This window comes from Morganella psychrotolerans (assembly GCF_001676055.1).
GTDB lineage: Bacteria > Pseudomonadota > Gammaproteobacteria > Enterobacterales > Enterobacteriaceae > Morganella > Morganella psychrotolerans_B.
This window is the reverse complement of sequence record NZ_LZEX01000012.1, coordinates 138209-164486: the sequence shown is the minus strand read 5'-3', so window position 1 is coordinate 164486 and position 26278 is coordinate 138209. Positions and strand designations below refer to the sequence as shown.

24 protein-coding genes are annotated in these 26278 nt (G+C 46.7%); 16 read left to right on the top strand and 8 right to left on the bottom strand.

The window, feature by feature from the left end; genetic code table 11:
• Window positions 1–56: 56 nt before the first annotated feature.
• From AYY17_RS09280 to AYY17_RS09270, 3 genes are all read right to left on the bottom strand, one after another.
• On the bottom strand, window positions 57–518 hold the full coding sequence (locus AYY17_RS09280) for a GNAT family N-acetyltransferase (protein ID WP_067423177.1): 462 nt from the start codon (window positions 516–518) through the stop codon (window positions 57–59).
• 14 nt (window positions 519–532) lie between these two features.
• Complete coding sequence (locus tag AYY17_RS09275; protein ID WP_067423175.1) at window positions 533–1108, bottom strand: LOG family protein; 576 nt, start codon at window positions 1106–1108, stop codon at window positions 533–535.
• Between the two features lie 105 nt (window positions 1109–1213).
• The gene (locus AYY17_RS09270) at window positions 1214–2131 is read right to left on the bottom strand and encodes an HPP family protein (protein ID WP_067423173.1); all 918 of its coding nucleotides are present in this window, start codon (window positions 2129–2131) and stop codon (window positions 1214–1216) included.
• A gap of 241 nt (window positions 2132–2372) precedes the next feature.
• Here AYY17_RS09270 and rhtA point away from each other — a divergent pair, with 241 nt between their 5' ends.
• From rhtA to AYY17_RS09240, 6 genes are all read left to right on the top strand, one after another.
• A complete protein-coding gene (gene rhtA / locus AYY17_RS09265; protein ID WP_067423171.1) occupies window positions 2373–3272 on the top strand; it encodes a threonine/homoserine exporter RhtA in 900 nt (299 codons plus the stop codon).
• 169 nt (window positions 3273–3441) lie between these two features.
• Complete coding sequence (gene dps / locus AYY17_RS09260; RefSeq protein ID WP_067405378.1) at window positions 3442–3945, top strand: DNA starvation/stationary phase protection protein Dps; 504 nt, start codon at window positions 3442–3444, stop codon at window positions 3943–3945.
• Window positions 3946–4889: 944 nt separating this feature from the next.
• Window positions 4890–5510, top strand: a complete 621-nt coding sequence (locus AYY17_RS09255) for a fimbrial protein (RefSeq protein ID WP_067423169.1) — start codon at window positions 4890–4892, stop codon at window positions 5508–5510.
• 76 nt (window positions 5511–5586) lie between these two features.
• Window positions 5587–6288: a fimbrial biogenesis chaperone gene (locus AYY17_RS09250; RefSeq protein WP_067423167.1), complete on the top strand. Its 702-nt coding sequence runs from the start codon at window positions 5587–5589 to the stop codon at window positions 6286–6288.
• 82 nt (window positions 6289–6370) lie between these two features.
• Window positions 6371–8776 carry a fimbria/pilus outer membrane usher protein gene (locus AYY17_RS09245; protein WP_162271107.1) on the top strand — a complete coding sequence of 802 codons (2406 nt, stop codon included), beginning with the start codon at window positions 6371–6373 and terminating at the stop codon, window positions 8774–8776.
• On the top strand, window positions 8767–9774 hold the full coding sequence (locus AYY17_RS09240) for a fimbrial protein (RefSeq protein WP_067423165.1): 1008 nt from the start codon (window positions 8767–8769) through the stop codon (window positions 9772–9774). The genes AYY17_RS09245 and AYY17_RS09240 overlap by 10 nt, the downstream gene beginning before the upstream one ends.
• A 46-nt stretch (window positions 9775–9820) precedes the next feature.
• On the opposite strand, the gene dinG is transcribed toward AYY17_RS09240, so the two are convergent.
• A complete protein-coding gene (dinG, locus tag AYY17_RS09235) occupies window positions 9821–11920 on the bottom strand; it encodes an ATP-dependent DNA helicase DinG (RefSeq protein WP_067423163.1) in 2100 nt (699 codons plus the stop codon).
• 167 nt (window positions 11921–12087) lie between these two features.
• Between dinG and AYY17_RS21860 the strand changes: the two genes are divergently transcribed.
• Both AYY17_RS21860 and sseA read left to right on the top strand, forming a co-directional pair.
• Window positions 12088–12237, top strand: a complete 150-nt coding sequence (locus AYY17_RS21860) for a hypothetical protein (protein WP_166417021.1) — start codon at window positions 12088–12090, stop codon at window positions 12235–12237.
• Window positions 12238–12269: 32 nt separating this feature from the next.
• On the top strand, window positions 12270–13109 hold the full coding sequence (gene sseA, locus AYY17_RS09225) for a 3-mercaptopyruvate sulfurtransferase (RefSeq protein ID WP_067423159.1): 840 nt from the start codon (window positions 12270–12272) through the stop codon (window positions 13107–13109).
• A gap of 138 nt (window positions 13110–13247) precedes the next feature.
• On the opposite strand, the gene AYY17_RS09220 is transcribed toward sseA, so the two are convergent.
• The 3 genes from AYY17_RS09220 to rhlE all read right to left on the bottom strand — a co-directional run bounded on the left by AYY17_RS09220 (window position 13248) and on the right by rhlE (window position 16052).
• Window positions 13248–13496: a GlsB/YeaQ/YmgE family stress response membrane protein gene (locus tag AYY17_RS09220; RefSeq protein ID WP_067423157.1), complete on the bottom strand. Its 249-nt coding sequence runs from the start codon at window positions 13494–13496 to the stop codon at window positions 13248–13250.
• A 198-nt stretch (window positions 13497–13694) separates the two neighbouring features.
• A complete protein-coding gene (gene dusC, locus AYY17_RS09215; RefSeq protein ID WP_067423155.1) occupies window positions 13695–14681 on the bottom strand; it encodes a tRNA dihydrouridine(16) synthase DusC in 987 nt (328 codons plus the stop codon).
• A gap of 15 nt (window positions 14682–14696) precedes the next feature.
• Window positions 14697–16052 carry an ATP-dependent RNA helicase RhlE gene (rhlE, locus tag AYY17_RS09210; RefSeq protein ID WP_067423153.1) on the bottom strand — a complete coding sequence of 452 codons (1356 nt, stop codon included), beginning with the start codon at window positions 16050–16052 and terminating at the stop codon, window positions 14697–14699.
• A gap of 215 nt (window positions 16053–16267) precedes the next feature.
• On the opposite strand from rhlE, the gene AYY17_RS09205 reads away from it, so the two are divergent.
• The 8 genes from AYY17_RS09205 (at window position 16268) to AYY17_RS09170 (ending at window position 25361) form a co-directional block, all read left to right on the top strand.
• The gene (locus AYY17_RS09205) at window positions 16268–16954 is read left to right on the top strand and encodes a CerR family C-terminal domain-containing protein (protein ID WP_067405405.1); all 687 of its coding nucleotides are present in this window, start codon (window positions 16268–16270) and stop codon (window positions 16952–16954) included.
• 47 nt (window positions 16955–17001) lie between these two features.
• Window positions 17002–17991 (top strand): secretion protein HlyD, encoded by a 990-nt coding sequence (gene hlyD / locus AYY17_RS09200; protein ID WP_235845349.1) that lies wholly within the window; start codon window positions 17002–17004, stop codon window positions 17989–17991.
• 3 nt (window positions 17992–17994) lie between these two features.
• A complete protein-coding gene (locus AYY17_RS09195) occupies window positions 17995–19740 on the top strand; it encodes an ATP-binding cassette domain-containing protein (RefSeq protein ID WP_067423149.1) in 1746 nt (581 codons plus the stop codon).
• A complete protein-coding gene (locus AYY17_RS09190; protein WP_156656671.1) occupies window positions 19737–20885 on the top strand; it encodes an ABC transporter permease in 1149 nt (382 codons plus the stop codon). Before AYY17_RS09195 ends, AYY17_RS09190 begins: the two co-directional genes overlap by 4 nt.
• Before the next feature lie 10 nt (window positions 20886–20895).
• The gene (locus AYY17_RS09185; protein WP_067423145.1) at window positions 20896–21993 is read left to right on the top strand and encodes an ABC transporter permease; all 1098 of its coding nucleotides are present in this window, start codon (window positions 20896–20898) and stop codon (window positions 21991–21993) included.
• 37 nt (window positions 21994–22030) lie between these two features.
• A complete protein-coding gene (locus tag AYY17_RS09180; RefSeq protein WP_202906398.1) occupies window positions 22031–22900 on the top strand; it encodes an aminoglycoside phosphotransferase family protein in 870 nt (289 codons plus the stop codon).
• A gap of 502 nt (window positions 22901–23402) precedes the next feature.
• A complete protein-coding gene (locus AYY17_RS09175; protein WP_067423141.1) occupies window positions 23403–24602 on the top strand; it encodes a hypothetical protein in 1200 nt (399 codons plus the stop codon).
• A 333-nt stretch (window positions 24603–24935) separates the two neighbouring features.
• Window positions 24936–25361, top strand: coding sequence for an SEL1-like repeat protein (locus AYY17_RS09170; protein ID WP_067423139.1), 426 nt, complete (start codon window positions 24936–24938; stop codon window positions 25359–25361).
• A 133-nt stretch (window positions 25362–25494) separates the two neighbouring features.
• Here AYY17_RS09170 and AYY17_RS09165 read toward each other — a convergent pair whose 3' ends face one another.
• Entirely contained in the window at window positions 25495–26205 is a 711-nt protein-coding gene (locus tag AYY17_RS09165; protein ID WP_067364399.1) for a Bax inhibitor-1/YccA family protein, read from the bottom strand.
• Between the last annotated feature and the right edge of the window lie 73 nt (window positions 26206–26278).

Sequence of the window (26278 nt, the reverse complement as noted above, 5' to 3'; positions counted from 1 at the left end):
CAGGCAGGCGGCAAGCGTAGCCAACGCACCTGTGGTTTGAATGAATAAGCGTATAATCAGAGTGTGATCGCCAGTCTGTGAAGCACCGGCTGATAACCTTCCTGCTCATAGAGACGCATTGCGCCTTTATTTTCCGGCAAAACAGATAATTCAAGATGCGTATGTTCCTGCGCTTTTGACCAGGCTTTTACCGCACTCAATAATTTTTTACCCGTGCCCTGCCCGCGAACAGCCGGATCAACAACAATATCAAATATATAGCCAAAACGACGGGGACGTATACCGCTGTAGGCCGGCGTTTCCTGAGTCTGTGCAATAACAAACCCGGCTATTTTCCCGCCCTGCTCCGCCACCAGCAAATGAAATTTTTCATCTGTTAGCGCATTTTCAATAAATTCACAGGTCTGCTCAGCCGGCAGCCAGCGCTCCGGCTGAAAGGCGGCCATCTCTGTAAATAATTGCTGATAAAGCTCAGCAATACGACCGGTATCATTCAACTGCGCAGAACGGATATTCATTATTTCGTCCCCGGTTAATCGTAGGTTTTGACTGATGGTGCTTCATAATCACGGAAACGGCGGATCAGATTTTCTGCATTAGTTTCCACAATCGCCATGTGGCGGTATTTTTCCTGCATAAACTGCTCATCAGCCATGGTATTCATCATGGTCAGCAGCGGATCATAATAGTGATTAATATTCATCAGCCCGACCGGTTTCTGATGCAGACCAATCTGGCTCCAGGTAAAGACCTCGGCAAACTCTTCCAGCGTACCGAACCCGCCCGGCAGGGCAACAAAACCATCTGCCAGCTCAATCATTTTGCTTTTTCGCTCATGCATTGTGCCGACCCGGTAAAGTTCAGTCAGATTTTTGTGCGCAATTTCCCGGCCTTCCAGTAATGATGGGATCACACCAATGGCTTTTCCGCCGGCACTCAGTACCGTGTCTGCAATCGTTCCCATGATCCCCACACTGGCACCGCCGTAAACCAGCGTAATTCCCTGCTCAACCAGAACTTCCGCAAATTTCACCGCTTCGCGGCGGTAAATATCCGTGGCACCGATACTTGATCCGCAATACACCGCTATTTGTTTTATCTCACGCATATTCACCCCGTCATACTCAATTTTAATAAAAAACAGGCATAATTATACGCAGACCTGCTGATGATAGCATCCGCCGAATCTGCGTATGTTACACAGCATTTTTTTCTATATTGTTAGTTTTTTCTTAATTAAAAATGTCACACCAAATGAAAAAACAGAGACCAGAAAACTCCCCACCGGTAAATACAGAACACTTTCAGCCGGGAAGACGAAGACCAGAAAAGGAAAAGCATAAACTGCCGGAATTTTTACAGAAAAAACAGCCTGAAGCAGATACATCAGAATAATAAAAATGAAAGAAAGTACCAGCAAATTGCTGATAAAAAGCCAGAGCAGTACCGCCATAGTAATTGATAAATTAAGTACAATTATCTGTTTGATCGCCATGTGAACCGGATACTGCTTCATTTTCAGTGATTCATACAGTACTACCGTCAGCGGCGGGATCACCGCAAACTGACTGATATCGAAAAATAGTGTCAGCCCTGTCCAGAGCAGCGTAATCCCGGTGTATATCCACAATGCAGCCTGATTAAATTCAGGTTTACGACCGGATGATTTATCAAACCCGTACAGCTTTACAGCCGCCATAAGTAATGCCGTTGTCACCACAACAGAAATCATAAAAGACCATTCATGGGCATTGGTCACCACGGGTAAAAAACCTGTCGCCAGCGCAGGCGGAAACACAAATTTCATCGCATTCATCATCAGTGCCATCGCTAATAAAACAAGGCCGATTTTTGCGGTATAAGAAATGGTCAGCATATTAATGCCAAAACCAATAAGCGCGGTAACGGACGGAACAATAAATATTTTATCTGCCTGTGCTACCCACTCAGGTGTTTTATAAACCCATAAAGCCACTGCCATTGCCGCTATTTCCGGCAGGATAATTTCATTATCCTCAAAGATAACCGCGGCACCGGCCATCAATAAAATAAACAGAAAAGCAAAAATATAGTTAATGACAGATGACTTATCTGCGGAAAAATCAGGAACGGATACATATTTATTTATCATAATTAACCTCTTACAACTGCTGACATATTTTTATTATACTGACTTACCGTACAGGCAAGCTGAGTGTAAAGGTTCCGGTCAGGGGAAGCTCAAGCAACTTCAGTCACTTTTATTTACTTAGCCTGAAAACTCTTTTTTTTGTCTCAGTTATCGTTTGCTATCCGTAATCAGCCCCGGTAAGATTGAATGACACTTTCTGTGTCATTATCCGTTTTTTTTTCTTATTGCTCCCGAGGTTTTCATGTCTGCGTCTCCCCGTCAGCACGGTGGTTCTCCGTGGTTACCCATTGGCTTATTGCTGCTGTCCATGGTGTCTATTCAAAGTGGTGCTTCGCTGGCAAAAACGCTCTTTCCGGTGATTGGTGCCCCGGGAGTTACCGCTCTGCGCCTGCTGCTGGGAACCGCTATCTTATTTATTATTTTTAAACCCTGGCGGCTCAGTTTTACGCGGGCTTCAATTCTGCCGATATTAGGTTACGGGATCTCTCTCGGCATAATGAATTATCTTTTTTACCTGGCGCTGACCACTATTCCGCTGGGTATTGCCGTCGCACTGGAATTTACCGGCCCCCTGGCTGTTGCGATGTTTGGCGCCCGCCGGCCTGCTGATTTTTTCTGGATTGTACTGGTGATAACCGGGCTGGCTTTTTTATTACCTATAGGTGATCAATTAGGGCAACTTGAGCAACTTGACCCAATCGGAATGCTTTACGCACTTGGCGCAGGTGCCGGCTGGGCGCTCTATATTATTTTCGGGCAACGCGCCGGAAAGTTCTATGGCGCTGCAACCGTTTCACTGGGCTCCCTTATCGCCGCACTTATTTTTTTCCCGCTCGGGGCATTTAACAGTGATATCAGTGTGATGTTCAGTTGGGCTGTGCTGCCGCTGGGACTGGCGATCGCCATTCTGTCGACCGCTTTTCCGTATTCTCTGGAGATGGTTGCCTTAACCCGGCTGCCGACACGGACATTCGGAACACTGATGAGCCTGGAGCCGGTAGTCGGAGCCATGGTCGGTATTACATTTTTACATGAGCACCTGACCTTTACACAATGGCTGGCGCTGACCTGCATCGTTATTGCCTCCATGGGGGCGGCGCTTACTATCAAACCAAAATCCAAAATCAAAAAAATAAAATAATAAGCTCTCCATATTATAAGACCGGCCTCCTGCCGGTTTTACTACACACAATCCCGCCTATTGATTCTATAGATTTAATCGATTTTAACTATTATCACTGCTGCTCTATAGTTACCCCATCGAAACAAATGAGCTTACTTATCTTAAATAAGAAATAAGGGGAACAATAATGAGCACCGCTAAATTAGTTAAAAACACTGCTTCTCACTTAGTGTATACCCGTAACGATATTGCTGATGATATAAAACAAGCCACTATTGATGAGCTGAATCATCAGGTTATTCAGTTTATTGACCTGTCGCTGATGACCAAACAAGCACACTGGAATCTGCGCGGCCGGAATTTTATTGCTGTCCATGAAATGCTGGACGATATGCGGGATACGCTGAACAGCCATCTTGATACCTTTGCAGAGCGCGCGGTACAACTCGGCGGCGTTGCACTGGGAACATCACAGGCGATCAGTCAGGCGGGAACATTACCGGCATATCCGACCAATATTCATTCGGTTCAGGATCATCTTAAAGCACTGGCTGACCGCTACGCTATCGTCGCCAATGATATCCGCCGTGCTGTCAGCCGGGTTGAAGATGAAAATACCGCTGATATGTTTACAGCCGCTTCGCGGGATCTCGATCAATATCTGTGGTTTATCGAAGCGAATATTGAATAACACAGGAAATATACTTATACAAACCCATTGATTTGTATAAATAATATGAAAATATAACGTGTGTATGTGTCGGAAATAATAAAAAAAGTAACACCTTGTGAGTCAATCCTACCCTTTATACCGCCTTCGGGCGGTTTTTTTTTATTTTCCTGCTGAATCGTTACAGAAATTATTTATCCAGCCAGATTCTTATCAGAAAGTGTCATTCTTCTCTTATGCTCTTTATTTACTTTCTCTAGTCAACCCTGTTTTAATGACAAAATGATAGAAAAACTCACCTGTCTGTATATAAAAAGAGCAAAAATTATCCGGAATGATTCTTTTTATACAAGAATAACTCCGCACTGAGTCAGCACTGATAATATGCTCAATCTATTATTTTTATATTTTGAGATCTCCGTCACTACCTATCTTCTTACTTTTCAATCTTACCAATAATCCATATTGTATTTATTATTTATTTCTTATTTTTATTCCCAATGCTGAATAATGAGGTAAATCAATATTCCGAAAAAACACAATATCAAAAATTATTAGATTAACTAATTTCCGTTATAAAATCATAGCAATAGGTTTATCACCCGGTTTTATAGTAAAACATAGGGTTATATATCGCGACCTAAATAATTTATGATAATGCGTAGATAAACGTATTCCAAAAAACAAAAAACACTCATAAACTCAAATAAGGTTCATGTTAGTGACGAGATATATTCAATGTCATATACATCAGCATGAATCACAATAAATTTAAATTAAAAAAACAAGAATCAACTTGGGTAATTAGCCAGATAAACAGCCTGAGACTTGTTTTATTTAAAAATAAAAATAATAAGCAATAATACCCGGTAATAGTGAGTCATTACATTAGTAAAAATACGTTAAACACAGGATCGTTTATATACTTGTTTTTATATAACCAACAATATTATAAGGAAGTAAGAATGAAAAAATTAATTATTGCATCTGCTGTTGTCGCTGCCTTTGGATTCTCAATGGCAAATGCTGCATCAACAAACGTCGGCGGCGGACAGGTTGATTTCTTTGGTAAAGTAACAGACGTGTCATGCACCATTTCGGTTGATGGTCAGCAAAGTGATGCTAATGTTCGTCTGGCACCGGTTTCACTGGCTGAAGTCAGAGCTGCGGGAGCGCATACTTACCTGAAAGCAAAACCGTTTATTATCGACGTATCAAACTGCCTGGCGGTAGATCAACCGGTTATTACCGCCGGTGGCCCATTAACTGCGGACAAACTGGGTATCAATTGGGTCGGTGGTAACCTGTTACAAAATGCTGCTCTCGCACAGGCTGGTTACCTGGCTAACACTGACGTTAGCGGAGCAAAAGATATTCAGCTGGCACTGTCTATTAATGGAAATGCAAGTCTTAACGGTAAAATAGTTCCCGGCGCCGCTTCACAACGAAAAGTCACACCTATTGTTGATTTAGTCAGAAACAGCGCACAATTTACTTACTACGTCGGCTATGCAACTGCAACACCTGCAACTGTAACAACAGGTGCGGTGCACAGTTATGCCACTTATGAAATTGTTTACAATTAATATTTAAGTCGTCTGGAATACTCTTTGTTTTTTTGTTCAGGTGGTGTGAACAGCACCACCTGATTCCGGAGCTAAAATGAAAAAATATTTATTTCTGACCTTATTCTTTATTAGTTTTTTTACTTCAGCCGATAATATTATTGTTAACGGCACGCGTTTTATTTATCCGGAAAGCGAGAAAGAGATTACCATACAGATAAGTAATTTAGCCGATCGCCCGGCGATTGCACAAATATGGCTTGATACCGGTGACTCAACCGTTCTTCCTGAAAACATCACCACACCATTCCAAATTACCCCGCCTATCTCCCGTGTCGATGCAAAAGGCGGGCAGACATTAAGAATAAAATTGATTGATAAAACGGGTATTGCGACCGACAGAGAAACCTTGTGGTGGCTTAATATATTAGATATCCCGCCCATTAATAAAGAAGCCATGAACGACGGGAAAAATTTATTACAGCTGGCGATACGGTCCAGATTTAAATTATTTTACCGGCCAGCAGGTCTTGGCAACCGTGATCTTGCAACGGAACAATTAACCTTTACAGCAAAAGGTAATTCACTGGAAATAAATAATGCATCACCATTTTATATTACAGTGACAGCAATCACTTTATCCGATAAAAAACAACTTATTCAAAAATCAGTTATGTTGTTACCCAAAAACCGGACAGAAATACCGCTGAACAAATCAGTAAAACGCGGAGACAAACTATTCATCAGTAACATTAATGATTACGGTTCCGATCTTACCTTTAACGCAACTTTAGAATAGACACTAATTCAACATGTTAAATATAAGTATAAAAACCATAATAATTGATTACTTTATAAAGCCTTCTGCCGGAATTTTACTTGTGTCTTTTACGGCCTGGTCTGAAGAAAATACAGACTATCAGTTTGAGAGTGGATTTATTGTCGGATCAAAAGAGAACGCTGACCTTAGCCGGTTCAGTGTTTCCGCTGTTTCTGAAGGAACCTATTCCATTGATGTTTACACCAATGACAAATGGCAGGGCCGCCATGATGTGCAGGTGAAAAAAATATCCGGAGAGCATCTCGGAATTTGTTATTCGGAAAAAATGCTCTATGCCTTCGGAATTAATGCAGAGAAACTGAATTCCGGTGCTGAATCAGATAAAAACAGCTGTCTGCCACTCAATGAATGGAACAGCTCTCCACTGGTTATTGACAATTTAAAAGCCAGTACTCTGCAATTATTTATCACTGTTCCGCAGATTTACCTGCTTAATACCGGCAGTTATATCTCTGCGGACAGTTGGGATCACGGTATTACCGCTCTTAATATTTCCTATATGAGCAACTATTATCACAGCAAACAAACCGACTATGGCAGCAGTAATGATGATACCTTTTATCTGACCACCAATGCAGGATTGTCGTTTAAAGGCTGGTTACTGAAACAGGAAGGTAACTACAGCTGGCAGCGCGACGGAAGAAAAGGCTGGAAAAGCAATCAGACTTATTTGCAGCGCCCTGTTGCAGCCATTAATTCTAAATTTACCGCCGGGCAATTTGCCACCGAAGGGGAGATTCTGGAAAGCGTGCGGTTGCGTGGCCTTAAATTAACCACCGACGGCAACATGTATCCTGACGGTACGACAAACTTTGCTCCGTTAATTCGCGGGATAGCGCAGAGTAATGCCCTGGTGACGGTTCGCCAGGTCGGACTTATTATTTATCAGACCTCAGTACCGGCCGGTCCGTTTGAATTAGCAGATATTAATCCATCCGGTTATGGTAATGATCTGGAAGTGACCATCAAAGAAGCCGATGGCAGTGAAAGTACATTTTCTGTTCCTTATACGTCATCCAATAAATTAGTCCGGCCCGGCTTCTTCCGCTATGACATCAATGCCGGTAAAGCGGATTATGACGGATTAAATTATCGCCCGAATATCATGCAGGGTTCGTTACAGTACGGGCTGAATAACTTCCTGACCCTCTATTCAGGTGCAAATATCTCTGAAGACTACTATGCCTGGCTTGCCGGAACCGGTCTTAATACCCCTGTCGGTACTTTTTCTCTCGATGCCACTCATGCGCGGACAGAATTTAAACACAACACCGCTCAGGGTGAAAACTATCAATTTTCATTCAGCCAGATTTATCCGGGTACAAATACCAACCTGTATTTATCTTATTACCGTCGATCCAGCCGCGATTATTACTCCGTCAATGATGCGATATACAGTATTAATGCTGAAAAACATAATGACTTTACCGGTAATTACCGCGAAAAGCAGGGATTCATTTATTCCGTCAACCAATCTTTTGCAGAAAATTTAGGTAGTTTGTATCTGACCGGACGAATATCTGATTATTGGGACAGTGACCGGCAGGATAAGCAATATCAGTTCAGTTATAACAACAATTTTGAAAAATTATCCTATTCCGTCGGTTTCATGCGCACCTATTCTGATGATCGTGAAAAAGGCTATAACGACAGTATTAACCTCAACTTAAACTATCCGCTGTCATTCGGTGACGGGTATCGCGCAACCATGTCATCGAATACATGGATTGATAATAAACGGTTCGGTTCATCACAAATCGGGGTCAACGGTGCCCTCGATGCCGGAAACACGCTGACTTATGGTGTCAGTGCCACAGCGATGAAAGACAGTAATTATGCGGCCTCTGTCAACGGAGGCTACCGTAATTCGATTTCTAATCTTAACGCCAACTACAGTTACGGAAGAAAATACAGTCAGTTCGGCATGGGAGCCAGCGGCTCAGTGGTGGCCCACTCCGGCGGAATAACGTTCACACCTGAAATATCCGGCACAATGGTTCTGGCTGAAGCTGAAAATGCACAGGGCGCATCATTACTGGGATTCCCTGCCAGCCGGTTTGATAAGAGCGGCTATGTCCTGATGCCGTATGTCAGGCCATACCGCGTCAATAAAATTGAAATTGATCCCAAAGGCAGTTCTGAAGATGTCGCATTCCGGAATACCTCTGCGGATATCGCCCCTTATGAGGGCGCTATCGTTAAAGTTAAATTTGGCACAAAAATCGAAAAAAACATTATGTATATTGTCCGGCGAACCGACGGACGACCGCTTCCCTTCGGCACAGAAGTTACTGATCCGAAAGGAAACACTATTGGCGTGGTCTCACAGGGAAGTACTGTTCTTATCAATGATGAAAAGGCAACGCAAGGGGTTGTCCGTCTGGAAAATGAAACCTGTACCTTCCCGCTGGATCTCAGCAAAAGGCAGAACACACTATGTCAATAAAACATCATAATATCCGCTGCGCCGCACTGGCGCTTCTGTTTACCGGCAGCAGTGCTTATGCCGAATGCATTCGTGACGACGCCGTTACGGCAGAAATGATTGATATGGTTTTTGGTCGCGTGGTTGTCCGCCCGGATCTTCCTGTCGGCTCAGTGATCAAAGAAAGAACATGGTCTATGCCGCAGACAGGGAAATATTGGGCGCGCTGCCGGGGAGGAACGATTCTGGATGCAATTATTATCTCCCCGGGATCTGAGGGAGCGAATAAGGTCTTTTCCACCAATATTTCCGGGATAGGACTCCGCTTTACCCGTAAAGGACAAGTCGGGATGACCTATCCGGATACTTACCGCGTGCCGGGAAGTACTGACAGCTTACAACCCGCCTATCTCGGCGGGTCAGACTTTACTGTCGAAATCATCAAAACAGCCCTGAAAACAGGCTCGGGAAGCATCGCTCAGGGAGAATATACCCGGTATGGTTATAAACCAAACAGCGGTATTCAACCCGCGATTATCAGTTTTCTGAGCGCTGAGGCTATTACGATTGTTTCTCCGTCATGTCTGGTGACCTCGGGAAATAATCAGGATGTTTATCTTCCGCCGGCCAAATACACCTCATTCTCGGGAAAAGGAACAACGGTTGGTGAAAAACCGTTTATGATTAAGTTGTTATGCAGCGGAGGTGTTGATGATAAAGGGTACAGTAATATTAATATCACATTTGACGCCGACCTTGCACCGGATACAGAAAACAACCGTGGTGTGCTGAAAAATAAGCTGACCGGCGATAATTCAGCAAAAGGAGTGGGTATCCAGGTACTGGACACCGGCAATGTCCCGCTGCTGATGAAACAGCCTTACCTTATCGGTAAACTGGCCAGCTTGCAGGAGGTTGAATACAACATGAATTATATTGCCCGATATTATCAGCATGGTAATTCCGTTTCCCCGGGGGATGTCCAGGCTAAAATGATCTTCAATATTACCTACGATTAGTACCGCACAGGATCTCACCGGACAACGGATGTCCGTTTTTCTTTCTCTAATCAATCTCCGGACGCACAATCGGAAAGACCGGCAAGGCATTGAGTAACCGGCTGCCATAGCGCTTCGTCAGCAGGCGTTTGTCATAAATCACCACATCACCATGACACTGATTACTGCGGATAAGCCGCCCGACCTGCTGGATCAGTGTGAAAGACGCACTCGGCAGACTCTGCACTTCAAACGGATAGCGGTTCAGTGACTTCAGCCACTCGTTTTCGGTAATAATAACGGGGTTGGTTACCGGCGGAAACGCAATTTTATGAATATGCACCTGTGTCAGGTAATCCCCTTTAAGATCCAGTCCTTCCGCAAAAGAGTGCAAACCAATCAGCACGCTGTTCTGCCCGTCCCTGATCCGCTGACAGTGCGTTTCCACCAGCCGGTAACGGGGCTGGTCACCCTGAACCAGCAATTGCAGCCGCAAATCTGTCACATGTGTCAGAAAAAGATCCATTGCCCGCTGGCTGTTAAACAGAACCAGCATGCCGCGATGTTCACCGGACTCAAGCTGGCTGCGGAAATAACGCGCCATTTCTTCAATATGCGCCGCTTCATCAGCCAGTGTCGGTTCATATTGCATCTGCGGAATAACCAGACGCCCCTGGCGGCAGTGATCAAACGGTGACCCGAGAGCAACAAAGCGGTCATCGGCTTTTTCACTCAGCCCGGTCATCTCCTGAAGGCGGCTGAAACTGTTGAGGGAGCGGAGTGTGGCAGATGTAACAACAATATGCGGTACATTACGCCACAGCAGATGCCCGAGCTGTTCACTGACACGGATCCCCGCGCAGTGAAACCACAGGTGAGACTGATTTTTTTCATAGCGGCGACTGAGCCATTTCGACACCGGTGCGTGAGAAATCTCCGACATTGCCGCCTGACGCCACAATTTGCGCATATTTTCCAGCGCACCCAGCATTTTACCGGCCGTCAGAATCGACCTGTGCAGGCGCACGATATCCTGTTTTGCCGTCTGTTCATTCAGATCACTGAGAATGGCTTCCACCATGGCGTGCAGGGCATCTGTCTGTTTTGACAGTTGCTGTGCGGCATTCATCAGCGGTTCGGGTAATTCACCGAGCGGGAAAAGATAGTGCGGATCCGCTGCGCGTTCCGGTAACAGCGCCTGTGTGTACATTGCCACATCGCGGTAAGTCTCCAGCATAACCTCAAGGTGCTTTTGCAGGCGCGCGTTGTCTGCCAGTTTCGGCGGTTTTACCGGGCGGAACTGCTGAATATACTGAGTAACAAACTTAGCCAGATTATCAAGCTGCGCCTGAAGTGAAACAAGGGTGATATCCGCTTCCACTTCCAGAGAATCACGGGCAACATCGGCAATATGGTGACCTTCATCGAGTACCAGCAGCAATTTTTTGCTTTCCGGCAGGACGGATTCATTCTCCATCGCCGCCATAACAAGTGCATGGTTGGCGACCACCACATCGACAGTATCGATTTCACGCCGCGCCAAAAAGAACGGGCAGCGGGTATAAAACTGGCAGTTACGTCCGAGGCAACTGAGTTTATCGGTGCTGATTTTGCGCCACAGACTGTCCGCAATAGATTTTTTATGATGATCCCGCAGGCCATCCCAGCCGAACGACGTAAAATCATTCTGTAACTGCCGCACCGTATCACGTTCAGACGCGGTTGCCACATCCGCTTTATCTTCCAGCAGCAGCATCAAATCAATCTGCTCACCTTCAGCCGCACCAATCACCGCCATATTACGCGGGCAGACATAGCGCCCGCGTCCGAAAGCACCGGTAAATTTCAGATCAGGAATAATTTTTGCCAGCAGCGGCAAGTCTTTACTGTAAATTTGATCCTGCAATGCCACGTTTGCGGTACTGATTACCAGCAATTTTTGCTGTTCACGCGCCACCGCAATGCCCGGGATAAGATACGACAATGTTTTTCCCACACCGGTCGGGGCTTCAATAACCAGATGACGCCCTTCATCGCCTGCCATCGTCCGCGCCACTTCCGCAATCATATCCCGCTGCGGTGCACGCGGAACAAAGCCGTCAATCTGCTCCGGCAGAGCTTTATACCAGGCGCTGATTTGTTGTTTGACAGTGGCGGAGAGGGACATCAGAAAACCTATGGATAAATAAACAGGGGGCTATTGTTTCACACTACAGCAAAAAAAACAGCCCGTTTTCAGCATACGGTTTGGTCAAAAGTTTGTTACAATTGTTCAACATACTGTCTGTATTCTGCCGGCTGACCGGCTCAGCCTGATAACTGTAAAAAACATCTATGAAGAAATTATTGATTATTTTCATTTTTATTTTTGCCTTCGGCTCCCTCGGCGGCGTTTTTCTTGCCGGGATGAACATGTATAATCGTTCAGTTGCCCCTGATTCTCCATCCACGGCGCAGGAAGCCGCCACCCGCGAAACACGGTAGCCGTCTGCGTCATGCTAACGAGGTTAATTCCGATGTACAGAGACTATTTTGTTACTCCGGACTGGCTGCACACACACCTGCATGACGACAATCTTGTCGTTCTCGATGTGAGCAAAGCGCCACCCGCACAACCCGCAGATTGTTATCAGCTATGGCTTGAACGTCATATTCCGGGTGCACACTATTTTGATCAGGATAAAGTGGCTGATACCTCGTCCCCGCTGCCGCATATGCTGCCGTCACCGGAAACATTCGCGCAGGCCGCAGGTGCTCTGGGGATTGATAACGATACCACGGTGATTATTTATGATCAGGGCAATCTGTTTTCCGCCCCGCGCGCCTGGTGGACACTGAAAACCTTTGGTGTCAGAAATTTACGTATTCTTCAGGGCGGCTTAAACGGCTGGATGAATGCCGGCTATGCCACAGAAAGTGGTGAAATCGCACATCCTGCGCCGAAAGTATTTACGCCTGAATTTCAGCGTCACAATGCGGTAAATAAAGATGATGTGCTGCTTGCCATTACCGATCCGGAAATTCAGATTGTCGATGCACGCTCAGTTGATCGCTTTCAGGCACTGACGCCGGATCCGCGTCCCGGTGTCAGAGCGGGTCATATCCCGGGCAGCTGTAATGTGCCGTGGAATACGCTGGTGGAAAACGGCGGCTACAAAACTCCGACACAAATTCAGCAATTATTCCGCGATGCCGGTGTGGATTTAAGCAAATACCTCGTCGTTTCCTGCGGCTCCGGCATGACTGCCGCTGTTCTGCTTCTCGCACTGACACTCATTGGCCATCAGAATGTCCGTCTGTATGATGGTTCATGGGCTGAATGGGGTGGTTCCGATACCCTGCCTATTGAGCCGTAATTGCGAAGCCAACGCATCTGCAGTTTGAATGAATAAGGGTATAAAAATGCCGGAGCAACTATCTGCCCCGGCATGTCTGACATTTTACTGCTTTTTGCTGTGGTATCAGCCCATAACTATGATTTAACCGGCTAACATTCAGCCGAAAATGGCACCAGCCAGAAATAACACCACCATCGCACCAATAACGGCTACAACAAAACTACCGAAATTAAACCCGTCTACGCGCCCTTTACCGAAAAAGACACTGATATATCCCCCGACCACGGAGCCGGCAACACCTAATATGATTGTCATAATAAAGCCGATATCATAGGTTCCGGGCATAACCCATTTCGCCAATATTCCGGCAATCAGACCGAAGATAATCCAGGACAGAAAATTCATTAATGCCTCCTGCTGCATATAGACGGATTCAGAAAAATTTGTGGTTCAGTTAATTGTAGCTTATCTGTTAATTAAAGTGCGATACACAGGAAAATGCAAATTTTATGCATTCTGATCGTAAATATACCAATGTCATTCAAGATGCAGGCAGGCGGCAAGGGAAGATAGACCGGGAGCATACATCAGTATGTGACCCGGCTAGCTGAGTGCGGCCAACGAACCTGCAGTTTGAATGAATAAGGGTATATTATCCCGCTCACGGGAAATAGCCTGTGCAATGGAGGGGCAATCTTTCAGTGTACGGATAACGGAAAAGAGTGATTCGGCCTCAGGATAGGCTTTGTGCAGATAACTGAACCACTGTTTGATCCGCGCCATATGATACAATCCGGTATCGCCCTGTTTTTCCAGCTGTGTGTAATGGTGCAGCAAGGCAACCACATCCGCCCACGGCATAAACGGACTGTTGTGTTTCACCACACGGCTGAGATTGGGCACATTCAGTGCACCACGCCCGAGCATCAGGGAATCACAGCCGGTGACGGCTGCGCAGTTTTGCGCACTCTGCCAATCCAGGATTTCACCATTGGCAGTCACCGGGATAGATAAACGCTGACGGATAGCGCCGATTGCCGGCCAGTCGATAAGCTCAGCGCGGTATCCGGCCTCTTTGGTTCGTCCGTGTACGGTGATTTCAGTCGCACCGCCCTGTTCAACCGCATCCGCTATCTCAAACTGATGCTCGCTGCTGCTCCAGCCGAGGCGGATTTTTACCGAGACAGGAAGATGTGCGGGAACTGCTGCGCGGATAGCCCGGGTGCCCTGATAAATCAGTTCCGGATCTTTAAGCAGGGTTGCCCCGCCGCCGCTGCCGTTGACCATTTTTGACGGACAACCACAGTTGAGATCAACTCCCTGCGAGCCGAGTTCTGCCGCACGCGCCGCATTTTCTGCCAGCCACTGCGGATACTGTCCCAGCAATTGCACCCGAACCGGTGTTCCGGATGCCGTTACACCGCCGTGCGCCAGTTCAGGACAGATGCGGAAAAAGACTTTTTCCGGCAGCAGCATATCCACCACACGAACAAACTCGGTGATACAAAGATCATAATCATTCACTTCAGTCAGCAAATGACGAACAAGGGGGTCTAAGACCCCCTGCATTGGTGCTAACAGTACACGCATCAGTAACCTGGTCCGTTATTTACCGCGGTTTCCCCAAGGGCTGCCGGAGTCGGATGAGGAGCTGCGTGGCTTTTGCTGACGCGGACGCGCCGGACGCTTGTCGCCGCTGTTTGAGTTGCCGCGCCCTTCTGCACCACGATCACGGCCTTGTCCGCCCTGACGGGGACCGGAAGAACGACCACCGCCGCCGCCGCGACCTTGTTTGGCTTTCTGAATCGGCTCAGCTTTGATAGACGGATCCGGCTCATAGCCCGGTTCTGCCATGCGCTCGATTGGTTTTTTCAGCAGGTTTTCGATGTCACGTAATAATTCGTGCTCATCAATACATACCAGTGATAATGCCATACCGGTGGCATCTGCACGCCCGGTACGCCCGATACGGTGGACATAATCTTCCGCCACATTCGGCAGTTCATAGTTCACCACATACGGCAGTTGTTCAATATCCAGTCCGCGGGCTGCGATATCCGTTGCCACCAGAGCACGAATGCCGCCGCTTTTAAAATCAGCCAGTGCGCGGGTTCTTGCACCCTGGGATTTATTACCGTGGATTGCCGCCGCTTTAATGCCGCTGTCACTCAGGAATTCAGCCAGACGGTTTGCACCGTGCTTGGTACGGGTGAAAATCAGTACCTGTTCCCAGTTATCACGGCCAATCAGGTGCGCCAGTAATTCAGCTTTACGCTTTTTATCCACCAGATGCACAAACTGTGTTATCTGCTGTGATGCGCTGTTACGCGGTGCAACTTCTACCGTGACCGGATTGTTCAGGATAGTGTTCGCCAGCGATTTAATACCGTTGGAGAAGGTCGCGGAGAACAGTAAATTCTGACGTTTTGCCGGTAATTTATTGATAACACGGCGAATATCATGAATAAAGCCCATGTCCAGCATGCGGTCGGCTTCATCCAGCACTAAAATTTCAACCTTTGACAGGTCAACTGCGTGCTGATGTTCCAGATCCAACAGACGACCCGGGGTCGCAATCAGAATATCCACGCCGCTGCGCAGTTTCATCATTTGCGGATTGATGCTCACACCGCCGAAAACCACCAGCGAACGTGTGCGCAGGTGACGGCTGTATTCACGGACATTTTCACCGATCTGCGCTGCCAGCTCACGGGTTGGCGATAAAATAAGCGCACGGACAGGGCGTCCGCCGCCTTTGCGCGGATTATCCTGTAAATATTGCAGGATAGGTAAGGTAAAACCGGCGGTTTTCCCTGTACCGGTTTGTGCGCTTGCTAATAAATCGTGACCGGCCAGTACTTTAGGAATGGCCTGTAACTGAATCGGGGTTGGCTGTTCGTAGCCCATCTCTTCGACGGCCTTCAGAATTTCCGGGCATAATGGTAAGGATGAAAAACTCATGAATTGTTAAGACTCCGCCCCGGTGATTTGTCTGCGGGGCCTGCTGATGATTGAATGTCGAAAATTAATCCGTCACTCCGGAAGAAATATCGATAAAATACGTACCTGATCAATCCGTTTGTTTCTGCTCATTTACAATACATACCGATGAGCATAAAGTTTAATCACATGATTGATCACTCGTTTATGCCGACACACCCATAAGGATATACGCTATGTCAGTCAACACGACTAATACGCCTCGCGGCGAACACGCCAAACAGGCTTTACTGGAAGCCGCTATTGAAATTTTCGGACTAAACGGCCCAAATAGTGCCACTACTCGCCAGATTGCACAACGTGCTGATCAAAATATCGCAGCTATTGCTTATTATTTCGGCTCTAAAGATGGCTTATATCTGGCAGTCGCGCAGTATATTGCAGACATTATCCGTGATGAATTCAGTCCTGTCATTGAAGAAATAGATATATTTCTGTCGCCGGACCACAATGAGCAGGATGAAACGCGCTGTCTGCAACTGATTGAACTAAGTTTTCTTGCGTATAACGACCTGGTACTGAAGAAAAATAATATTAATATCAGCCGGATAATGTCGCGCGAACAGCTGGTCCCGACAAAGGCGTATACGCTTATTCATGAAAACGCCCTCGCCCCGATTTTTTCACGCCAGGCCAGATTGGTGGCATTATATACCGGTTTGCCGGACGGGCATATAAATACTCTTATCCATACCCATGCCATTATGGGTGAGATTTTATCTTTCCGTCTGGCGCGGGAAACCCTTCTGCGTCAGGCGGGCTGGGATAATATCGGTGAAAAGGAATATGAAATGATAAACACCGTACTCAGCGAACATATCAGACTGATATTAAACGGATTAAAGGAACATTACCTAGTTTGATTCCTCACTATGACCAATAACGGACGGGAAACGAATTCATGACGCCAATGAAAAAAACAGGATCATTCATCATTATTCTGATTTTACTGCTCAGTGCCGCAGGCTGGTACTGGTGGCAGGCGCGGCCGTCCGGGCCGGTATTGCTGTACGGCAATGTGGATATCAGAACCGTCAGCCCCGGTTTTCGTGTGAGCGGCAAACTGCAATCCCTGAATGTTGATGAAGGTGCTGTGGTTAAAGCCGGTTACCTTCTGGGCACACTTGATGATGCGCCTTACCGTAACGCACTGCTGAAAGCGGAAGGCGTGCGTGACAGTGCACAGGCCGCGTTATCCATGATGGAAACCGGCTACCGCACAGAGGAAATTGCACAGGCAAAAGCCGATGTCGCCCGTAATACTGCTGCCGCACAGTTTGCCCGGCAATTTTATCAGCGTCAGTCCGGGCTGATGCAAAGCAAAGCCATTTCAGCCAATGATCTCGAAAATGCCCGCAACCAGCGGGATCAGACTGAGGCTGCACTGAAAGCCGCGCAGGATAAACTGACGCAACTGGAAAACGGATTTCGCAAAGAAGAGATAGAACAAGCCCGCGGACAACTGAAACAGGCAGAAGCCGCGGTTGCACAGGCAAAACTGGATCTGGCGGATACCAGGCTTACCGCACCGGCTGACGGCACTATTCTTACCCGCGCCGTTGAACCGGGAACCATTTTACCGGCAGGCAGCACTGTTTTCACCCTCTCACTGACCAATCCGGTGTGGGTGCGCGCTTATATCAGTGAAAGTGAGCTGGGACAGGCACAGCCCGGACGCGCGGTTCTGCTGGAGACTGACAGCCGCCCCGGTCAGCCGTATCACGGGCATGTCGGCTTTGTCTCCCCGACGGCTGAATTTACCCCGAAATCGGTTGAAACCCCGGCACTGCGCACTGATCTCGTTTATCGCCTGCGCATTGTGGTGACAGATGCCGATCCGCTGCTGCGTCAGGGAATGCCGGTAACTGTCCGTTTTGACAGTGAACAGCCGCAGGGATAAAGGATGTCTGACATCACTATCACCCTGAATGGCGTTGAAAAAAACTTCCCCGGACTGAACAGCCCGGCAGTTGATCGGCTGAGTACCACCATTTCCGGCGGCGGTGTTACCGGGCTGGCAGGGCCTGATGGTGCGGGAAAAACCACGCTTATCCGTATGCTCGCCGGACTGCTGAAACCGGACAGCGGCGAGATCCGCGTAGCCGGGTTTGACCCTATCACTGACAGCGTCGCGCTGCGCGCCCGACTGGGTTATATGCCGCAGAAATTCGGGCTGTATGAAGACCTGACGGTAATAGAAAATCTCCGTTTATATGCTGAACTGCGCGGTTTGCCGCAATCTGAACAGCAGAGTACCTTTGATCGTCTGCTCACCTTTACCTCTCTCACGCATTTTACCGGACGCATGGCCGGGAAGCTTTCCGGCGGTATGAAACAAAAACTGGGGCTCGCCTGTACTCTTCTCGGGCAGCCACAGGTATTACTGCTCGATGAGCCGGGTGTCGGGGTTGACCCAATAGCCCGCCGCGAGCTGTGGCGCATGGTTCACACGCTGGCAGATGACGGTATGCTGATCCTCTGGAGCACCTCTTATCTGGATGAAGCAGAACAGTGCCGCGATGTGCTGCTGCTTAATCAGGGCAAACTGCTCTATGAGGGCAAACCGGAAAAACTGACCGACACCATGAGCGGACGCTCATTTTTGCTGGCTGCACAGCCCGCAGAGCGGCGGAGTTTGTTGCAGGAAGCATTAGTTCAGCCTGATGTCACTGACGGGGTTATTCAGGGGCGTTATGTCCGCCTGATCGTAAAACCGCAAACCGATACCCGCGCCCTGCTCAGCACACTTAATTGCCCGGATGCCGAATTACAGACGGCAAAACCCCGTTTTGAGGATGCCTTTATTGATCTGCTCGGTGGCGGTCCCTCTCATCGCTCCGCACTGGCACAGATTATGCCGCAAATTCCTGCCGCACCGGATGAAACAGTTATTGAGGCGATCAGTCTGACCAAAAAGTTCGGCGATTTTGCCGCCACCGATCATGTGGATTTTCAGGTAAAACGCGGGGAGATTTTTGGTCTGCTCGGTCCGAATGGTGCAGGGAAATCCACCACCTTTAAAATGATGTGCGGGCTGATGATCCCGACATCCGGACGCGCACTTGTGCTGGGGCTGGATCTGAAAACCAGTTCTGCCAAAGCCCGCAGCCGTCTGGGGTATATGGCACAGAAATTCTCACTGTACGGTAACCTGACCGTCGCACAGAACCTGACATTTTTCTCCGGTGTATACGGGTTGCGCGGCAAAGCGCAGAAACAAAAAATTGCGGATATGGTCAGTACCTTTAATTTTGAGCCGATCCTGCGCCAGACCACAGAAGATCTGCCGCTTGGTTTTAAACAGCGGCTGGCACTGGCCTGCGCACTGATGCATGAACCGGATATCCTGTTTCTCGACGAACCGACCTCCGGGGTTGATCCGCTGACCCGCCGGGAATTCTGGCTGCATATCAACGGCATGGTGGATAAAGGCGTCACCGTCATGGTAACGACCCACTTTATGGATGAAGCGGAATATTGTGACCGTATCGGGCTGGTTTATCACGGTAAAATTATAGCTGCCGGAACACCCGATCAGCTGAAAGCCGGTGTGGCAAGTGACGCCCATCCGGATCCTTCAATGGAAGATGCGTTTATCGGGTTGGTCGAACAGTATGATAAAGAGCACACACCGGAGGAAGCATCATGAATACACAATCTGCCGCACCTTCCGGCTTTTCATGGCGCCGCCTGCGGGCGTTGTGCATTAAAGAGAGCAAACAGATTGTCCGTGACCCGTCCAGCGCCCTGATTGCGATTGTTATTCCTCTGATTTTACTGTTTATTTTTGGCTACGGTATTAATCTGGACTCCTCAAAACTGCGCATCGGTATTCTGGTTAATCAGCAGAGTGAACCGGCGCAGGAGCTTATCCACGCCTTTACCGGCTCACCCTTTATTGATGCCACGCTCAGTGATAACCGCCATGAATTGATTGATAAACTGCAGGCCGGGCATATCCGTGGCATTGTGGTGATCCCGGTGGATTTCGATAAACGCCTTGCCCGTCAGGATGATATCGCGCCGATTCAGATAATCACCGACGGCAGCGAACCGAATACCGCTAACTTTATGCAGGGCTATGCCACCGGGGTCTGGCAGATCTGGAAACAGCAACGCGCACAGGATGCGGGGATCAGCAGCCCGCCGCTGATAGATATCCGCCTGCGCTACTGGTTTAACCCCGCCGCCATCAGCCAGCATTTTATTATCCCGGGCGCTATCAGCATCATTATTACCGTGGTCGGCGCAATTCTGACCTCTCTGGTGATCGCCCGTGAGTGGGAGCGCGGCACCATGGAAGCGCTGCTCTCCACACAAGTAACAAAAACAGAGCTGTTGCTGTCGAAGCTGTTGCCGTATCAGGTACTCGGCAGCGGGGTGATGGTGCTTTGCATGCTGGTGACCGTGTATCTGCTCGGCGTGCCCTACCATGGCTCGTTGTGGCTGCTGGCGCTGGTGACCTCGCTTTATCTCGCCACCGCGCTCGGCATGGGACTGCTCATCTCCACCATTACACGCAACCAATTCAATGCGGCGATGATCTCCCTGAATGCTGCATTTTTACCCGCGATTATGTTGTCCGGCTTTGTGTTTGAAATCGACAGTATGCCGCTTGCCGTACAAGCCGTGACCCGGGTAATACCGGCGCGCTATTTTGTCGAAAGCCTGCAAACGCTGTTTCTGGCAGGCAATATCATGCCGGTGATTATTGCCAATCTAATCATGCTGATTTTGTCCGCCATTGTGTTTATCGGGCTGACAGCACTGAAAACCCGCCGCCGGCTGGATTAAGGAGAAAACAATGTTTCACCGGATTTTCACCTTAATTATTAAAGAATTACAGCTTCTTTTGCGCGAACGGCAGACCAGAACCATCCTGATAGTCCCGGTGATTTTTCAGATGATTTTGTTTCCGCTCGCCGCCACACTGGAAGTCACCAACGCGACAATCGCTATTTATGATGAAGACAAAGGCGCGGCATCCGTTGAACTGACTCAGCAGTTCGCCAAAGCGAGTGCGTTTTCACAGGTCTTGCTGCTGCAAAACAGGCAGGAAGTGCGCGAGGCAATAGATAACCGGCAGGCGCTGCTTTTAGTACATTTCCCGCAAAATTTCAGCGCACATCTGGCGGCAAAAAACCCCGCACAATTACAAATTTTGCTGGACGGGCGCAACTCAAACAGTGCGCAGATTGCCGCAAATTATGTACAACAGATAGTGTCAAATTATCAGCAGGAGCGCATGCCGCAAGCCGTCACCAGTGAGCTGGTAGTGCGCAACTGGTACAACCCGAATCTGGATTATAAATGGTTTATCGTGCCCTCGCTGGTGGCGCTGATAACCACTATCGGCGTGATGATTGTAACCTCTCTGTCTGTCGCCCGTGAGCGGGAACAGGGCACGCTGGATCAGTTACTGGTTTCCCCGCTTACCACGGGTGAGATTTTTGTCGGTAAAGCGGTTCCGGCGCTGATTGTGGCAACGGTACAGGCCAGTATCGTGCTGGTGATCGGCATTTTTGCCTATCAAATTCCCTTCTCCGGCTCACTGCTCCTGTTCTACTTCACCATGAGTCTGTACGGCTTATCACTGGTCGGCTTCGGGCTGCTTATCTCCGCCCTTTCCGCCACACAGCAACAGGCGTTTATCGGTGTATTTGTCTTTATGATGCCCGCCGTGCTGCTTTCCGGCTATATTGCGCCGGTGGAAAACATGCCGCAGTGGCTGCAATATATCACCTGGATAAATCCCATCCGTCATTTCAATGAAATCACCAAACAGATTTACCTGAAAGATGCCGGTTTCACTGTGATCTGGCAAAGCCTGTGGCCGCTGCTGGTGATCGCCGTTATTACCGGCACAGCCGCATATACCTTGTTCCGCCGCAAGGTTGCGTGAAAATTACGGATAAGAAATAAACAGGAGCACGATAACAGTGATTATTGATACAACGCTTGCCGGAAAACTTATCGCTGAGCAGTGTCCGCAGTGGGCTGACCTGCCGGTATCGCCGGTGGCAACCAGCGGCTGGGATAACCGGACATTTCACCTGGGTGATGAAATGCTGATCCGCCTGCCGTCATCTGCGGATTATGCAGGTCAGGTAAGCAAAGAGCAGCAATGGCTTACACATCTGGCGGCTGAATTGTCAGTCCTGATCCCCGCTCCGCTCGCAGCCGGAAAACCATCAGAAATCTATCCTTTTCCGTGGTCAGTTTACCGCTGGATCACGAGTGAAACAGCGGCAGCACACCCGCCGGAAGACAAAATACAATTTGCCCGTGATCTGGCTCATTTTCTTAATGAGTTTCAGAACATTGATGCCGACGGCGGTCCGTCTGCCGGACCACACAATTTTTACCGGGGCGGAGATTTAGCCGTTTATGACAGTGAAACCCGCCATGCACTGACACAACTAAGTTCTCAGACACACTGCGCGCGGCTTGAAAAAATATGGGAAAAGGGACTTGATTCTCATTGGACATCCCCGCCGGTCTGGGTTCACGGCGATATCAGTGCAGGTAATCTGCTCACGGCGGACAACCGCCTGCAGGCGGTGATTGATTTCGGGCAACTCGGCACCGGCGATCCTGCCTGCGACTTTGTGATGGCGTGGACATTCTTTGACGCGCAGAGCCGCAGAGTATTTTTTGACACACTGCAAACCGATGACGCCACCCGGGAAAGAGCCATGGCATGGGCGCTGTGGAAAGCGCTGATCGTCAGTATCAATCCGCACAATACCAATGTGACGGAGGCTCATCAGGCAGCCCGGACACTGGAACACATTATCGCGGATTCCTGACAACATCATTTTTAAACATAAAAAAACCGGTTCATCAGGAACAGGTTGATGAAGTCCAGATACAGTGACAACGCCCCCACGATCGCATAGCGACGCATGGTGTCTTTGTCATTACTGCCTGGCCGCTGCTGGTGATCGCCGTTATTACCGGTACTGCTGCATATACCTTGTTCCGCCGCAAAATTGCGTGAGTAACAATTAAAATTAATTACATTAAAATTAAATCTAAATAAAATACATCATATATTATATCATTTAATTAATTTATTTTGACAAGAAATAGAATCACATTTAACATCCTAAAAAATATCAGATAAATAATAAAATACCATTATTAATTAATGGCATTTTCTTTCATCAAAAAAAAACATTTAAAACTGATATGTTGAAAATACAAAAAAACGTCATTGAATACATAATTCGATAATATAGAAAATATATTAGTTTATAACTTCAGTGAAAAAAAAATTAACAGTATAATTATTTTCATTAAGGATAACAGATGACGAAAGAAACAAAGCACTATCAAACGTATAAAGTAGAAGATATGAATATACATAGAGATGTTACATCTTCATTTGACTACAATAAAAAAGGGCCTCCTGAAATAACGATATTTGTAGCCCCGAAAAATAGCACAATATATGACACACATGGGACAGAAGTTGGCGAATCAACTTTTGGGCATACTTTCATCGGTATAAAGGGAATTAATCCTGTCACGAAGAACTATGAAATAATAACGGTTGGGTTAAGTACAGGGGAAAGCCTTAAAACATCCACTGACAACCTATCATTTAAAGACCATATTTATTATAAAGACGCATCAACTATTTCTATAATGTCTCAAAACATGAAATTCTATAATGATTTTAATAATCTATTTACAGTATTACATAATTATAAGACAGGTAATACTGAGCCACCACCTTACAATTTATTATCTAATAATTGCGGGCAATTTGTCGAAGATATGTTATCAGAAGCAGATATAGATAATATTAACATTCCTTACTTCCCTGACAACCTGTATGAGAACTTAGAAAACGTTGCTGATAACTATTGTACGCCATTGATTATTGATTTAAATGGAGATGGTGTAAAAACAATAACAGATAACATGGGCGTTACTTTTGATTTCAATAATGATGGAGAATTAACACGAACAGGATGGGTTCATCCGGAAGATGGATTATTAGTTATGGACAGAGATAAAAATGGTATTATCAGTAATGGTAACGAATTATTCGGAGAACATAGTCCGGTTTTACCTTTTAACATTAATGATAAAAATGGTTTTTCATCTTTATCCTCTCTGGACAGTAACTGTGACGGATTAATAAATCAGGATGATATTTCCTGGTCAGAACTTCTGGTTTGGACCGATAAAAGCATGGATGGCATAAGCCAATCAGATGAACTATTTTCGCTTGAAACTATAGGAATATCATCAATTGGAATTGATGTTCAACGTTCTTTTTTCTACGATGAAAATGGTAATTTTCATAAATTGACAGCTAATGTTGACTGGGTTAACGGAAATAAAACAGATATTACTGATGTCTTATTTCATGAATATAATGAAAGCGATATTTTATTAAACAATAGTGCATCAAATATAAATGAAGCCACATCTGAATATAATCACAATCCGGAGCATCCTTCTTATGAAGACATATATCAGTCTGTATATTATATCTAACATCAATGGATAATAAATGAAAAAAAATATTACTATATGCATTACTATCCTTTAATATAAATAGTTACGCCACTTCTGGTTATCCATTTAATTATGAGATGTTACTTTATAGTTATAACTCCATAGAATTAAAATATGACTCTGACTTACCTGAACATGCACCATATCCGAAAACAAGAGCTGAACTTATATCACTGATAAAAAAAGCAGATAACAATGATTTAATTAGTAACTATACTCTGTTTTCTTTTTTTTTATAACCTATGTTATTTGTCAAAAAGGCCTAACGATAAAACAAATGTCACTGAAGCCTGTGGGCCGGCAAATTATTATTTGAACAAAACATTATCAATAGACTCTGAACATGTATTAGCATTATACCACCGAGGATATATTCTGGAAAATGGATATGGTATAGAAAGAGACAAACAAAAATCACTTCATTATTATGATAAAGCCTATCACATTGGAAAAAACAAAATACTGATTGCCTGTGATAAATTATTTTCAAAGTACCTGAATGGCGATGATGGTGTTGACCAAAATATCGCCAAAGCAAAAGAGTACGCAGTAATCGCAGCAAAAAATGGTAGTGATAAATATAAAAAATATATTGATAACTGGGACTATATTATATTTACAATTAACACACAAAAAGAAATTAGCCTCTGTATAAAACAGGGTGACAATATCTCTTCCTGCATTAAAAATGGGAATGATACTATCAAAAACTTCAAAAGTAATTATAACGAACGGTGATTGAATGAACGAACCAGATATTATTAATAAGGTGGTTGCTTATCAGTAATACCGCGCAGACAAATCTGTAAACATAAAAAAACCGGTTCATCAGAACCGGTTTTTTGTCATAACGCTATTTTCTGTATCCTGATTAGCGACGGTCGCCCATCAGGCGCAGCAGCATCAGGAACAGGTTGATGAAGTCCAGATACAGTGACAGCGCACCCACGATCGCATAGCGACGCATGGTGTCTTTGTCATTACTGTCAATCTGCTCACCCAGGTTACGCAGTTTCTGTGTGTCATATGCGGTCAGACCGGCAAACACGATCACACCGATATAGGTGATGATCAGGGTCATACCTTCGCTTTTCAGCCAGATATTCACCAGTGATGCGATGATAATACCAATCAGCCCCATGAACAGGAAGTTACCCATTCCGGACAGGCTGCGCTTGGTGGTGTAGCCGTAAATACTCAGCGCACCGAACATACCCGCCGTGATAAAGAAGGTGCTGACGATAGAGGCATCAGTATAAACGATAAAAATACTGGAGAGCGTCAGCCCGGTCAGTGCCGAATAGAGCATAAACAGCCCGGTCGCCGCAGACGCGCTCAGGCGCTCAACCATGCCGGAGATAACCCAGACCAGTGCCAGCTGTGCGATGATCAGCCCGAAAAAGGTGATTTTGCTTGAGAAAACGAAGCTCATAATGGCTTCAGAGCCGGATGAATACCAGGCAACAAATGCCGTCAGTACCAGACCCACAGCCATCCAGCCATAAACCTGAGCCATGTAAGCCTGAATACCGGCGCCCGCTTGTGAAACTATCGAGCCGTTAGAACGAGGAAATCGGTCCATGATGGATAACCCTTTCATCTGTATCAAATTGTTTATCGGATGATAAACGACCAAGGCTATAGATTATCACATA